The following is a 14,360-nucleotide window of genomic DNA, read 5'->3' on the forward strand; positions in this document are numbered from 1 at the left end:
TTTTTTTATTTTTAAACAAAATTTAAACCAAACCTAAATTCAACGTAAGATTGATCTCTTATTGTTGTAGTTAAGAACATACAACAGAAGGAGAGAGAAAATGCACGCTTCCAAAACCCAATCTACTAACAAAAACGTGATGAAAAAGGCCATATTAAGCACACTGGTACTGGCGCTCACAACATCTGGGGTCACCCACACCACTTATGCCACCCCTTTGAAGGGAGAGAGCTTGGCTACGAGTGCTGAGACAACACAGAACACGTTCCAGATGCAACATGCTTTTCGCATGCGCTCACAACAAGCCGTGTCTCAAGATCAATCCCCGATTCAGTACCAGATCAAAGCACGTCTGGACGAAAAAGATATGACAATACAGGGCAGCCAGACAGTGACCTACCTGAATACGAGCAAAGATACCCTCCAAGAGTTGGTCATGCATACCTATGCAGATGCTAATCGATCCAAAGCAACACAAACGATTATGTATACAGGCCAGAATGAGCAAATAGCCAAAGAACACCCGGAAAAGAAAGCGTCCGATTTCTTGGGCGGAACGGATATTGTGAAAGTGACGCAACAAGGGGAGAAGCTTCTTTTCGATAACAACAATCAGGCATTACGTGTACAATTGAAGGCACCTTTGCAACCGGGTCAATCTATTACCTTCGAAGTGGATTATCGGCTCGACATTCCTTATGGCATGCAAAGAATATCGTACTACAAGGATCAGATCAACGGAGCACACTGGTTTCCGGTAATGTCTGTTTATGACGAGACTACGCATCAGTGGAATAAGACACCGTACAGCACTTCATTCGAGAGTGATTTCTATACCTCGTCTGATTTCGATGTTGAGTTCAATGTGCCTGAGTCATATCAGGTGGTCATGCCGGGAGATATCACTTCCAAAGTCAGTGCAGAACAAGGACGAAAAGTCGTTACAGCGCGCGCCGCGAACACGAGAGAATTTGTTTTTTTCGCTGGCCCCAATCTAAAGGTAGAACGTGAGACGCGTAATGGTCTAACTGTAGAATATTTTTATTCTGGTGATGACCCTGTCAAAAAAGCTGCAGTGAACAAATACATTGATTATGCATTTAAAGTTATCGCATTTTACAGTGAGAAATATGGTGAATATCCGTATCCCGAATTTCGTGTCATCGAGACTTATGTGGATGGCTTTGGCGTGGAATATTCAAGATTAATACAGATGCCGGAGCGTGCTGCGGAGTTATCACCTGAAGATGATACCACGTTTGTGCATGAGATTGCACATCAGTGGTTCCATGCTTTAATTGGGAACAATTCAGAAACGGAATCATTTCTGGATGAAGGTTTTGCCGACTTTTCCACGGTGTATTTTTTAGAAAAGCAGGGCAACAAGCTGGGAGGCTTCAGATCAATTCAGCTTGATCCGTCACCTATTGATCTACCTATTGCTTCAACGAATGAACAAGCAGGAGAAATGGCCGATTATGTATTTTACCAAAAGGGTCGTCAGGCGATCTACCAATTATACCGCTCTGTTGGTGAACAGAAATTTGATGCGTTTATGAAGGAATACTTTCATCGCTTTGTCTACCAAAACGCTACAATCGATGGATTACTTGGTACCATTGAGGATGTGCTTGGTAAAGAACAGCGGCAGGACATGGAAAAAGCTTTAAAGAAGCCAGGATTTGAGCTTAAGCAGGAATATCAAATGTCGGAGAAGGAACTTGCGGCATATATGCATGATGCCTATCAACCGCAGTATGAAGCAGTGGTGAAAAACATTCCAAATCTGCCTTACGAAGTGATGATTCGTTTAATGGAAAAGTCCTTCCGAGGGGAGCCATTAACCATTGTACTTGGAGATCAGGTGAGCAAAGCAGCAGCGAAACAACAGGAACAAGCGATCAGCCAGTTAACTCAGATTCTTGATGTATTTGGCATGAAGTACGATGTAGTTCGGGATCGAAAACAGTTGAAACAGAAGCTGAAACGTGAGATTGGCGGCAGTAACCTCATTCTTGTTGGTAATGCGAAGTCGAATGGCATTGTGCAATCTTTGAAAAAAAACATAATTGTCCGAGCAAACGGTATCGGTTTGGCTTGGAAAGAGGCCATGAAAACAGCAGGACAATCCGGAGCATATGTCATTAAACATCCATATAATCAAAATCGTCTCATGATTCATTACTATTGGAATGGCGACCATCTTAGTGCCAATGCCTCAGAGTCCTTTATGGAGAAGATTCTGGAATCTCTAACGCTCTCTAATGATCTTTACCAATTCTATGAGCTGGATGGCAACGGTAAATTGAAAGCTAGCAAAAAAGTTGAATGATACATTTTACAATAAATATAGAAGCATAAAAATAGAAATGTTTATGAAGAGTCGCCTATAAGTCGGCTCTTTTTTGTTTGGAAAGAAGCAGGAAAGTGAAGATACTTTTGAAGATGGAAGTCAAGATGGACATCAGGTGCCTCTCAATCAGGATTGATTCGATTTGTTCAGTTCCATTTAAGGTTTTTCTTTTAAACTTCTCTGTAGCAGGAATTTAAAAGAGAACTAAGGTGGGAAATGGCATGATAAACAACCAATGGCGAAATGTTATGGCAACTACAGTGATTGCTTCCATGTTATTAGCGGCTTGTAGCAATGAGAGTGGAAGTCTGCAAACAACAACGACTACAACTACGGTGAACCAATCCACAGAAGATCAGACAAAAACGGTGGATTATGCACAAAACTTTAGTAAAACGGAAGTGATGTCTTTCTCCATTGATGTGGATGAGGATGCCTGGCAGGAAATGCTGGACACGGCGACAGGAGAAAACTATATCAAGGCAAATGTAAAGATAAACGGGACAACGATCGTAAATGTAGGCATCCGAGCCAAAGGAAACTCGAGTTTGAGACAAGTGGCAGGGGACGATACAACGGATCGGTATAGTTTCAAAATCAAGTTTGACGAATACGTTAAAGGTCAGACCTGGAATGGTCTTGATAAAATGGTCGTGAATAATATGATTTCCGACGCCAGTTATATGAAAGAATATCTTAGCTATGACATCATGAGTTATATCGGAGTTGATGCGCCGCTGTTTGCTTTTGCGAATATTAACGTCAACGGAAAGGCATGGGGCTTATATTTGGCTGTTGAAGACATAGACAGCGGATATCTGGAACGTGCGAAGAATGGCGAAGGAGAAATCTACAAACCCAATAACGATGGCAATATGGGTGCGGGCGGAATGGGGAATCCCTTAGGAAATCCTCCAGAAGAAGGCGATGCTGTAGGCATGGGAGACCGGCAGCCCCCTGAAGGCATGGAACCGCCAAGTGATGCTGTAACCAGCGTGGGCGATACAGATTCACAGCCCGCAAGAGGTCGTGGAGAGGGAGGTCGCGGACCAGGTGGAGGTGGTGGTATGAACGGAGGAACCAATGGTGTGTCCTTGGTGTATACGGATGATAAAGTGTCCAGCTATTCTGCCATTTTTGATCATGCCAAGACAAAAACGACGGAGGAAGATGAGCAACGTGTGATTGAAGCACTCAAAAACTTAAATGTCGGAACCAATCTTGAGCAATATGTGGATGTGGATGCTGTGCTCAAATATTTTGCAGCTCATAATGTGGTGGTGAACATGGATAGTTACACGTCCAATATGGGGCATAACTATTATTTATATGAGAATAACGGCAAAATCAGTATGCTGCCATGGGACTACAATATGGCTTTTGGTGGATTTCAGGCAGGTTCTGCATCCGATGTGGTCAATCTTGCCATTGATACCCCATTATCAGGCGTAACGATGGAAGAGCGGCCGATTCTAAGCAAGTTGCTGGAAGTACCTGAGTACAAGGAGAAGTACCATGACTACTTGCAAGAGATCGTGGACGGTTATTTTGCAAACGGAAAATTTGAGCAGACGGTGCAGACGTTAGATAATCTGATTACGGATTACGTTAGAAATGATGCGACTGCGTTTGTGACATATGATAAGTATAAAGAAGCTGTTGCTGAATTGACTAAATTGGGCACATTGCGTGCCGAGAGTATTCAAGGACAGCTTGCTGGAACGATTCCTTCCACTACGGAAGGGCAAAAAGCAAGTACGGATACACTGATTGATGCTTCTTCGGTCGATCTAACCAAATTAGGAGATAGCCTCAAAGGAAACGGCATGAAGGGTGGATTCCGAGGCCAAGGTTTCGACCGCAATGCGGGAAATCAACAGAAGACCCAACAAACGGAGGAAACTGAAACATCCAAATAGAATTCAGTTGCCGGACCGTGCTCCGTTGCTAAATATTTGAGCATGAACGCATGCATGCTTTTGCCTAAGATCAATATATAGAGAGTTACCTTACAAGGTGGCTCTTTTTTATTTCATTTATTTTAAAAAACTATTTACAAAGGTAATTAAATTGTGTACAATCAATTTGTAAACAAGTTAAAAGAAGACATGTTCAAAACATATAACAAACTTAAATCGGAAGAGGAGAATTTTAATATGAAAACTCTATATGAAACGACAGTTATTAATACAGGTGGACGCCAAGGGATCGTACAATCCCCGGATAACGTATTCATGATGGACGTAGCTACACCCCCTGAACTTGGAGGTCAAGTAACAACAGCGACTAACCCGGAGCAACTGTTTGCAGCAGGATACAGTGCATGTTTTAACTCTGCGTTGGAATTTCAATTGAAAAAACACAATGTAACGATTGAGCGCAGTACAGTGTCTGCAACTGTTGCCCTGGTAGCGGACCCGGCAGATGGTGGTGTAAAGCTGGATGTGGAGCTTGAAGTGAAAATTCTCGGTCTGGATGAAGAAACGGCACAAAAATTTGTAAAACTTGCACATGAATACTGCCCTTATTCCAAAGCGATCAAAGGTAATGTTAACGTTAAAGTGGAGCAGGCGTAAGCAAATAGGATTCGTAACGTTCCTTTCAGAATAAAATAAATGCAATAGACAAAGACCTCCGAGGAATCGGAGGTTTTTTGACATATACTTGCTTCGCGCCTGAAACTTTAGCTTTGATAGAATGGAGGTGAGAACAATATCATTTGATAAATGTAATAATGTTGAAACTTTGGTATGGATATCGCCGTAAATATTCATAAAAGTGCAAGCTTATCGAACTGAAGCAATTTTATAAATGAATTGAGATCACCAAAGGAGAGGTGCATGATATGGATTTTAGAGATTTTAACAAGCCGCCAGACTTATCCGAATCACACACACATCAGCAGCGACATGAGGAGAAATCACAGCAACTCATATCTGGTGGAGGAAGAAGTATATGGTGGGAGATCAGCAACTGGCTGATTCTCGGTGGTATTTTGTTCGTTATCTTTTTAGTATTCAAATACGTTTTCTAAGGTAGGCACACAATTGGGCGATTCCCCATATGATGCAGTATTCAGTCAGCATTATGGGAAATGGGGAATCCGGGATGGCAAAGGCAAAAGGAAAGAAAGCGCCCGCGTTAAAAAGTGACAAGATGCGTGTATCTATGAAGCTGGTCACATCCGATGTATGTGAACGTTGCAAGACACCTTGCTTACGAGGGACGGAATATGCTGCACGATTGAGAGAAGGCGGGGCGGTTGGCAAAGGGGTTCCCTGTATCCTCACTCGCCACGTATCTTCATGACACTTCGTCTAATGACGTATATATAATAAACGACACAGTAGGTTATCCTGAAAACAGGATAGCCTTTTTTTGTGTTTACCAGAGCGTGGTAAATATTTTGGATAAAAAATGAAAAATGATGAAAAACAGCGCAACTTTGTGGAGCCGTTCGCAGTATAAATCTACAAACAAGCTAACAGCAAGGGAGGGTATATTGACGGGATGAAATGGAAAAGAGTGCTGCTATGTGTCATGGTATTCTCCTTGCTGGGCGGGTCTTTATTATTTGCGGACTCTGTGAACGAGAAAATTCGTGTGTTCATTAACGGCAAGGAAGCGTCTGACGGTGGTTATTTGATTGATGGAACGACTTATGTACCTGTTAGAGAGGCTGGAGGCATTACTCGGTGGGACAATAATAACAAGCGAGTAACGGTGATTAAGCCGAACGTACATATTTTTCTCTTCAAGGGAGACACTGTGTTTGGGAACGTCAACGTGGGCAAATTGAAATTTAATGTGTTCTCACAGGTCGATAGTCTCACAACAGACGTGGCTGCCGTGAAAGTCACCATAACGGATCCGAGCGGCCAGGTAAAGGATATTCAGGCACAGGATCTGACGACACAGAAGGATAACTTCTGGTTCCGTACGTATGATTTCACTTATGATTTTAGTCGTGCTGGCAAGTACCAGGTCGGTTTTCATATTAAAGAAAATGCAAACAGTAACTATGTTCTGGTGGCCGAAAAAATCATTACGGCCTTGAATGATTAAAGGCGAATAAACGTTGCCCTTCTAAATTGACCTGGCTCTGTGAACATGTTACGATATGCAAGGTTACACATTTTCTATTGATGAAGCGAGGTATTACAATGAGCGATCACAAACACGAGCATGGAGATAACTGCGGTTGCGGTCACGACCATGATCACGATCATGAACACGAAGAGATCCTTCTCACATTGACTGATGAGAACGGTCAAGACGTGGAGATGGTTTTGGTAGAAACGTTTGACGTGCAAGATCACGTTTATGCACTTCTGCTGGAACGCAACAATCCTGAAGCTGACGGCATCATCCTGCGTATGGAAGAAGAAGACGAGGAAATGGTGCTCTACAATATTGAAGACGAAGCAGAGTGGAACCGTGTTGAAGCGGCATACAACGAACTGGTTGCTTCCCAAGAATAGTCATTCTTTTGGAATATGACACAAGGACTCCTTGAATTTCAGGGGGTCTTTTGTTGTTGGTTTGGATTGTCAGGTTGGTACGGAGAGTCACAAAAAATGAAAATCAAAAAGGACCAGGTGATAGACCCGGTCCTTCACTTTTCGTGCCATTCTAGAAAATAGCGTCAGCTTCCACGATGACTTTGACATTAGTTACACTACGGTCTTCGGGTCCTTTAACGGGCAGTCCGACCTCAACATGATCAATGATATAATCGATATTTTCTTGTGTAATTACCTCGCCCGGAAGCAGGATTGGAATCCCTGGCGGGTACACATAGATGAACTCCGAGATAATGCGTCCTGCGGACTCCTTGAAAGGAATGACCTCGGTATCTCCATAAAAGGCATCACGCGGTGTCAGCATCAGCTGAGGGATGTCTGGCACTTTGACAACCAGTTCATGCGCAGGATTGACTTGATAATACGTACGAGACAAATCCTGTAGCGCGCTCAGCAAGATATTCACGCTGTCATCTGTATCACCTGGCGTGATGAGGCACAGAATATTGTACATGTCGCTAAGCTCAACTTCGATATTATAATGCTCACGCAGCCAGTTCTCGGTCTCGTAGCCTGTAATGCCGAGATGGCGCACATGAATCGTGACTTTCGTTGGATCATAATTGAAAGTGGCTTCTGTGCCTAACAGTTCTTTTCCGAAACAGTACAAGCCATCAATGTCATTGATCGTACGCCTTGCAAACTCCGCAAGGTCAATGGCCTTTTGTGCAATCTCATGACCATGGAGCGCCAGATTACGTCTGGAAGTGTCCAGTGATGCAAGCAATACGTATGACGTGGATGTGGATGTCAGCAGGCTCAAGATGGTCTGTACACGTTGTGGGTTGACGAACCCGTTCTTGGTGTTCAGATTCAGCACCGAGCTCTGTGTCATCGAACCACCAAGCTTGTGCACACTTGTTGCAGCCATATCGGCTCCAGCGGCCATTGCAGACAGCGGCAGATCCTCATGGAAATGAATGAGTACCCCGTGTGCTTCATCTACCAGAACGGGCACTTGATAGCTGTGAGCCAGCTCTACGATGGACTTCAGGTCTGTACATACACCGTAATAGGTTGGGTTAATGACCAACAAAGCTTTGGCATCCGGGTGCCGCTCAAGCGCACGGCGAATGGATTGGATGGTCACACCGTGATCAATGCCAAGGTTAACATCCTGTGCAGGAGAAACGAATACGGGTTTGGCTCCTGAGAAAATAATGGCAGAGAGGACGGATTTGTGTACGTTGCGGGGCACGATGATTTTGTCCCCAGGTCCGCATACCGATAGAATCATCGTCATAATCGCACTGCTTGTACCCTGTACACTAAAATAGGTATAATCGGCTCCAAAGGCATCTGCGGCAAGCATCTGTGCTTCCCGAATGACAGCTGTCGGTTGATGCAGGTCATCCAGTGGTGCGATGTTGATTAAATCTATGGAGAAGGCGTTATCGCCAATAAATTCACGGAATTCGGTATCCGCTCCCAATCCTTTTTTATGTCCCGGAATGTGAAACTGTACGGGATTGAGTGCCGCGTGATTTTTCAAAGCGGTAAACAGCGGCGTACGGTGGTGATTCATCAGTGCTGTCACAACCCTTCCTAAGTAAAATGGTAAACAAAGATGAGTATAGCAAAATAAGCACTGAATGCAAGCGGTATGAACGACAAATTTTTGAATTGGTGAGATTTGCTTGTCATGTCCCCGGTTACACTATGTGTAGAGGACCGGTAAATGAACCTTGAAAGGGGAAAAAGAATGCAAACCGACATCAAACCAGCCAAGATACTGAGATCGCCTTTTTTTATCGCGATGTGGCTGACACTTTTTCTGGTGGAAATAATCAAGGGGGCGCTGCTGGTCGCTGTTCTCCCCGTATACATGGATAATATTCTGGGGTTGTCTGCTGGTGTTATTGGCGTAGCATTTGCTCTTCAGTATCTGGGAGATAATCTGTTCAGAGCCCCTTCAGGCTGGGCAGCAGAACGAATCGGCTTCCGCGCCACGATGGTAACGGCTCTGATCTGTACTTTGATTGCCGTTATCATGATTCTTTTTCTCAAAAGTGCCGTCGGGCTGTCTATGGCTTGTCTCATTCTCGGAATCGGTACGTCGCCCTTGTGGCCCTGCGCAATGACGGGAGTAACTGCGATGTCAGGCCCGCAGAACAAAAATGGAACAGCGATGGGGGCTCTGGAAATGGCGGCTTTGGGAGGCACGGGGCTCGGGCCTGTCGGTATGAACTGGCTGCTGGAGCGGACCAATCATGATTACCGTACAATCTTCCTCGTTCTCATGGGATGTGCAATTCTGGTCATCCTGGTCGCTATGATTCTTCCGGGCCGCGTTGTGGCCCAGGGGGGACAAGCAGCAGAAGCGGGAGATGCTGGAGAAGACCGAATGTCCACAAATCAGAAATATCCAGCCAAGCCGAATCTTCTTACCCCGTTTATTCGGTTGCAACAGAGCGTAAAGCGTACATTACACCGGGTGCGCAGCACGCTCAATGTCAATCCGCTTGTCTATCCTGCGCTGTTTATGCAGTCATTTGTGATTGGTCTGCTTAGCCCTGTCATTACGCTGTATACACGAACAGATCTAAATATCTCACCCAATCTGTACAGTCTGCTGCTCATTGCAGGAGGGGGGATTACCGTCATCGCACTGCTTCCTGTTGGGAAAATGGTGGACAAATTCGGTACGAAGCCGTTCCTGAATGTTGGGTTTTTGATGGCGGCAGCAAGTTTGTTTGTTTTCTCGACAGTGACAGCCATTCCTGTTGTTTTTGGCATTGTAATGCTTGTGGGCGTAAGTTATGCGATGATTCTTCCGGCTTGGAATGCATTTGTTGCCACACTGATTCCAGAAGGGGAACGGGGGGCGATTTGGGGGTTTTTCCTTACTTTGCAAGGTTCGGGTATGGTTTTTGGTCCTATTGTGTCGGGGTTGTTGTGGGATCACATCAGTCATCCGGCCCCGTTTATCGCGAGCGCTCTTGTGATGGCAGGACTTTTCGTCGTTCACTTTGTCTTGGCACGTAAGCCTTACCGTACCGCACCTGCTGGATAGATGAAGGATAGTAAAATAGGAGATCCATAAACCCTGATCAGGGTTTATGGATCTTCTTTTTTTGATGTGTTGTGATGCCTGGCAGTCGTCAATTAGTGCAAATGAAGTGAGATATCTCAGCTGCACAACACAATGATCATGATTTCGACACTTGTACGATTGGAGCAGAAGAGCTTCGAATTTTTTCTGTGCCCCTAGAAAGTCAACTGCATTTTCTTCCTTTTGCGTCCGTTATACGATGAATTTCCGGGGGCTTGCCCCTGTGCATCTGCGGAAAGCTTCAATTCGGATTCGTATTCCGTGAAAAATAGTCAAATAACCAAGTACCCTTACATAAAATGAAGTATAAAATAGGGTAAGCCGATGTAACACAAGCGCTTGAAACATGAGGGCCGGAGCAAATCCGGTACAGATGGAGGGAGTGCCGTGAACAAGAGTTATGAAGTTGAATATTGCAATCTGGAGCTGCGGTTCAACCGTCGGCATATCCAAAATCTAATCAAAGACCTAATTCGTGAGGGGTATTCACTATATTGGAGCGAGGACGAATCCTTCTTTATCCTGTCAGTCCGCACCGGACGTAAGCTGGTAAAGCTCCGTTTTCAACAAACACGCAGTGGGAATTATAAAATGACAGGAGATTATCTGATCAAGGACGCCAAGCTCGCAGAGTGGTTGGAGAAGCTGATTGGCGATACACGCGGCCATGCTGTGGTGAAACGCTTCAAGGATCAGCAGATGACAGTAGAAAATATTTTATTTGGTGAAGTGATTCGTCTGGTCGAAGTATCGGGATTCAAGCAACGCGTCATTTTTCAAAAAGAACCTGCGCCTACGGCGGAAGAGATGGAAGAAATGTTCCTCTCGCGCGAAGGCGAAGAACGGCTGATGCTGCTGCGTATGGAGATCGATGATGAACTGGAGCGTCTGTATGATGCTGTGCAGATCGATAATAAAGAGAAGGCCAACGCCTGCCGTGAAGCGCTGCAGCGATTATCCGGGCATCTGCTGATGCTGGAAGGATGAGGAAAAGCGTATTGAAGCATCACTCTTATAGAAGAGGGCTGTTCCCAAAGGTTACTAATGACTAGGGGCAGCCCTTTGATATGTAGAGGGAGCGTTATTTTTGGATTCTCAATCTCTGGACTTGCACTGTTCCGCTCGTCTAAGGACGCTGAGGATCAATAATTGAATAGTCCGAACTCTCCACATGGGTATCGAACTCCTCAATCCCTTGTTCCAGAATTAAATCCGCTTCTTTAGCAGTAATCGGAATGACCCACAACAGAGGGATTGTCTCCTGGCCAATGTGAATAAGTTCGAGAGATTCGTTTTCTCCTCGCAATTCGTCAATTAACAAGGCAGTTGCATTCCATTCTGTGGGTGCTAGCGGACTTGATTTCATCACGCGCGGGATATCCGAATTTGGAGCATTTTCGATATGATGCGTAATGATATCGGCCAAGTAGGTGTTGATACGTGCTACGCTTACACCGCCTAAATCGGAAGGCAACGCAAGCATCCACTCTGCGGAGACTCGTTCCCCTGTAGGGCGGGGAGCTTGAGACAAACCTACAGTGACAAACCGGGATATCTCAGACTGCAACGTTGCAGGGAAATAGTATATCTCCACATGAATGCTTCGCTCTGTTTTGGAAAGTACGATTCTGCTCTCGGGCATACCCCATTCATTCATATACATCCCCAAAAGATAAGTTCTTCGGATATCTAGTGAAAACCGTTCTTCTTTTGAAAGTTGCTCATAGCTCATTCGCAAGCTCCTCCAATCTGATGATGATTCATTACTCTTACTATAATAACGTATTTTATGAAAATACGATGAACACCTGAGCAGATTACAGCTTTTTCTCGCTGTCTAGCTGGGGTGCGGGGTTCACTTTCATACATAAAACCGTTAAAATGGGTGTATTGTTGAGATTTTTTTCAATAAAATTAATTGGAGTAAAGGATGGAGGACCAGATGACAAAACAACAAATCGGCGTAATCGGCCTGGCAGTCATGGGTAAAAATTTGGCCTTTAATATTGAAAGCAGAGGATTTTCAGTATCGGTATTTAACCGTTCCCCAGAGAAGACACATGACCTGTTGAAAGAAGCCGAAGGCAGAAACCTGACAGGCACATTCTCCATTGAAGAATTCGTAGCCTCCCTGGAATCTCCGCGCAAAATTCTGATCATGGTACAAGCAGGTAAAGCTACAGATGCGACCATTGAGCAGTTGCTTCCTCACTTGGATGAGGGCGATATCATCATCGACGGCGGGAATGCATATTTCCCTGATACGGTTCGCCGCAGCAAAGAACTGGAGGACAAAGGCATTCGCTTTATCGGTACAGGCGTATCTGGCGGTGAAGAAGGTGCACTGAAGGGACCTTCCATTATGCCAGGCGGACAGGAAAGTGCTTATAAACTGGTGGAACCGATCCTGACGGCGATTTCGGCAAAAGTCGGTGACGACCCATGTTGTACATATATCGGACCAGACGGTGCCGGACACTATGTGAAAATGGTACATAACGGCATTGAGTATGGTGACATGCAATTGATCGGTGAAGCCTATCACCTGCTGAAATCGGTACTGAATGTATCGGTAGAGGAATTGCATGAAATTTTCACAGAGTGGAATCAAGGTGAACTTGACAGCTATCTGATTGAAATCACGGCAGACATCTTCTCCAAATACGATCCGGAAACGGGCAAACCAATGGTTGACGTGATTCTGGATGCCGCTGGACAAAAAGGCACAGGCAAATGGACAAGCCAAAGCGCGCTGGATCTCGGCGTACCGTTGTCCATGATTACGGAATCTGTATTCTCCCGTTTCTTGTCGGCGATGAAAGACGAGCGTATCGCTGCAAGCAAAATCCTGAACGGACCTAAGGCAGAAGCGTTCTCCGGTGACAAAAAAGCATTCATCGAGAGCGTGCGCAAAGCGCTGTTCGCAAGTAAAATCGTATCCTACGCCCAAGGCTTCGCGCAGATGCGTGCCGCATCCGACGAATATGGCTGGGATCTGAAATACGGCAACATCGCGATGATCTTCCGCGGCGGTTGCATTATCCGTTCACAGTTCCTGCAAAACATTAAGGAAGCATACGACAAAGATGCAGCCCTGAAAAACCTGCTCCTTGATCCATACTTCCAAAACATCGTCGAATCCTACCAGGATGCATGGCGTGAAGTGGTTGCCGCTGCGGTGAAACAAGGTATTCCGGTACCAGGCTTCTCCAGTGCGTTGTCCTACTACGACAGCTACCGTACAGAGCGTTTGCCAGCAAACTTATTGCAAGCACAACGTGACTACTTCGGCGCACACACGTTCAAACGTGTCGACAAAGAAGGAAGCTTCCACCACAACTGGATGGAGTAATCTTCAAATCATACAATGTAAAGAGGGACTTGGAGGATCGGATTATACCGATCACCATCAGGTCCCTCTTTTTTCATAAATGGAGAGAATCTAAGAGCCTGATGAGGAACGTTAATGAATGACGATCATTGGGCGAGGAAGAACAGTACGTACGATTGTGGCTCGAAAGGAAGCTTGATACGGACCATGGCCTTCCCCCGTTCGCAGGCCTGTGTTATGATAGGAAAAAAGTGCTCACGAAATGCTTGAATTAAAGGAGTGTACACCTTGAGCAAGTCTAAAAATATTATTCTCATTGGCATGATGGGAACGGGGAAATCAACTGTTGCTAATATGCTTTCTCATGAGCTGGGATACCGATTAATCGATGTAGATGCCGCGGTTGAACAGGAGGAAGGCTGTACCATTCCGGAATTGTTTTTGAGCAAGGGAGAAGCGTACTTTCGTGACGTAGAGAACCGGGTGCTGTGCACGGTACTTGAGAACAATGGACAGGTCATTGCAACTGGAGGCGGGGTTGTGCTTCGTCCGGACAACTGTGAATCGATGTCAGCGAATGGCTGGGTTGTTGCCCTAACAGCAGATCCTGAGGTCATTGTGGAACGTGTGAGCGGGTGTGATAACCGTCCACTGCTTGCAGGAAATGCCGAGGAACGCATTCGAACGATTATGGAAGAGCGCAAAGATGCATATCGTTTTGCGGATTACACGGTGGATACTACTGCGTTGTCTGCGGCCGAAGTGACTCATTTAATTTTAGCGCATTACCGCGTCTAAGCTTGTTATCATCGAAGTTGAGGGAGAATATAAGTTGAACTAAAGATTTTACACAGTTCACTCCGACGACAGAATAACCTGGAGAGTAGCGGTTATCCCCAGATTTTTTGGATTCCCTTTTCTAAAAGGCTAAAATCCGGTGATAAGCCTATTGAGGGTAGGAATTAAAAGCGTATTAAAAACGGGCCAGAGGGCCCGTTGCTTGGAAAGAAACGAAGTGTAGGGGCAATCTATTAAAAAATG

Annotated in this window: 12 protein-coding genes; 10 read left to right on the plus strand and 2 right to left on the minus strand. The window is 45.2% G+C overall.

The genetic code is table 11. The features are described from left to right. The first annotated feature begins 100 nt into the window (after window positions 1-100). The 6 genes from ABIE27_RS03250 to ABIE27_RS03275 all read left to right on the plus strand — a co-directional run bounded on the left by ABIE27_RS03250 (window position 101) and on the right by ABIE27_RS03275 (window position 6,834). The gene (locus ABIE27_RS03250; RefSeq protein WP_429349896.1) at window positions 101-2,332 is read left to right on the plus strand and encodes a M1 family metallopeptidase; all 2,232 of its coding nucleotides are present in this window, start codon (window positions 101-103) and stop codon (window positions 2,330-2,332) included. Between the two features lie 242 nt (window positions 2,333-2,574). Continuing rightward, window positions 2,575-4,272 (plus strand): CotH kinase family protein, encoded by a 1,698-nt coding sequence (locus ABIE27_RS03255; protein ID WP_429349897.1) that lies wholly within the window; start codon window positions 2,575-2,577, stop codon window positions 4,270-4,272. Window positions 4,273-4,509: 237 nt separating this feature from the next. Next, window positions 4,510-4,929, plus strand: a complete 420-nt coding sequence (locus tag ABIE27_RS03260; RefSeq protein ID WP_090923686.1) for an organic hydroperoxide resistance protein — start codon at window positions 4,510-4,512, stop codon at window positions 4,927-4,929. Between the two features lie 269 nt (window positions 4,930-5,198). Beyond that, a complete protein-coding gene (locus ABIE27_RS03265) occupies window positions 5,199-5,387 on the plus strand; it encodes a hypothetical protein (protein ID WP_123062398.1) in 189 nt (62 codons plus the stop codon). A 476-nt stretch (window positions 5,388-5,863) separates the two neighbouring features. After that, window positions 5,864-6,418: a copper amine oxidase gene (locus ABIE27_RS03270; protein ID WP_123062397.1), complete on the plus strand. Its 555-nt coding sequence runs from the start codon at window positions 5,864-5,866 to the stop codon at window positions 6,416-6,418. Window positions 6,419-6,516: 98 nt separating this feature from the next. Next, entirely contained in the window at window positions 6,517-6,834 is a 318-nt protein-coding gene (locus tag ABIE27_RS03275; protein WP_090923684.1) for a DUF1292 domain-containing protein, read from the plus strand. Window positions 6,835-6,985: 151 nt separating this feature from the next. Here ABIE27_RS03275 and ABIE27_RS03280 read toward each other — a convergent pair whose 3' ends face one another. Then, window positions 6,986-8,461 (minus strand): aminotransferase class I/II-fold pyridoxal phosphate-dependent enzyme, encoded by a 1,476-nt coding sequence (locus ABIE27_RS03280; RefSeq protein ID WP_123062838.1) that lies wholly within the window; start codon window positions 8,459-8,461, stop codon window positions 6,986-6,988. Between the two features lie 177 nt (window positions 8,462-8,638). Between ABIE27_RS03280 and ABIE27_RS03285 the strand changes: the two genes are divergently transcribed. Together ABIE27_RS03285 and ABIE27_RS03290 are read left to right on the plus strand one after the other, a co-directional pair. Next, window positions 8,639-9,949, plus strand: coding sequence for an MFS transporter (locus ABIE27_RS03285; protein WP_123062396.1), 1,311 nt, complete (start codon window positions 8,639-8,641; stop codon window positions 9,947-9,949). A 426-nt stretch (window positions 9,950-10,375) separates the two neighbouring features. Further along, window positions 10,376-10,975 (plus strand): hypothetical protein, encoded by a 600-nt coding sequence (locus tag ABIE27_RS03290; protein ID WP_123062395.1) that lies wholly within the window; start codon window positions 10,376-10,378, stop codon window positions 10,973-10,975. Between the two features lie 139 nt (window positions 10,976-11,114). Here the strand turns inward: ABIE27_RS03290 and ABIE27_RS03295 are convergent, their stop codons facing one another. Beyond that, window positions 11,115-11,720, minus strand: coding sequence for a suppressor of fused domain protein (locus ABIE27_RS03295; protein WP_429349898.1), 606 nt, complete (start codon window positions 11,718-11,720; stop codon window positions 11,115-11,117). Window positions 11,721-11,930: 210 nt separating this feature from the next. Between ABIE27_RS03295 and gndA the strand changes: the two genes are divergently transcribed. Then, window positions 11,931-13,340 carry an NADP-dependent phosphogluconate dehydrogenase gene (gene gndA / locus ABIE27_RS03300; RefSeq protein WP_123062837.1) on the plus strand — a complete coding sequence of 470 codons (1,410 nt, stop codon included), beginning with the start codon at window positions 11,931-11,933 and terminating at the stop codon, window positions 13,338-13,340. Window positions 13,341-13,607: 267 nt separating this feature from the next. Then, window positions 13,608-14,117 carry a shikimate kinase gene (locus ABIE27_RS03305; RefSeq protein WP_240036595.1) on the plus strand — a complete coding sequence of 170 codons (510 nt, stop codon included), beginning with the start codon at window positions 13,608-13,610 and terminating at the stop codon, window positions 14,115-14,117. Window positions 14,118-14,360: the final 243 nt, after the last annotated feature.

Source organism: Paenibacillus sp. 4624, from assembly GCF_050435065.1.
Lineage (GTDB): Bacteria > Bacillota > Bacilli > Paenibacillales > Paenibacillaceae > Paenibacillus > Paenibacillus amylolyticus_D.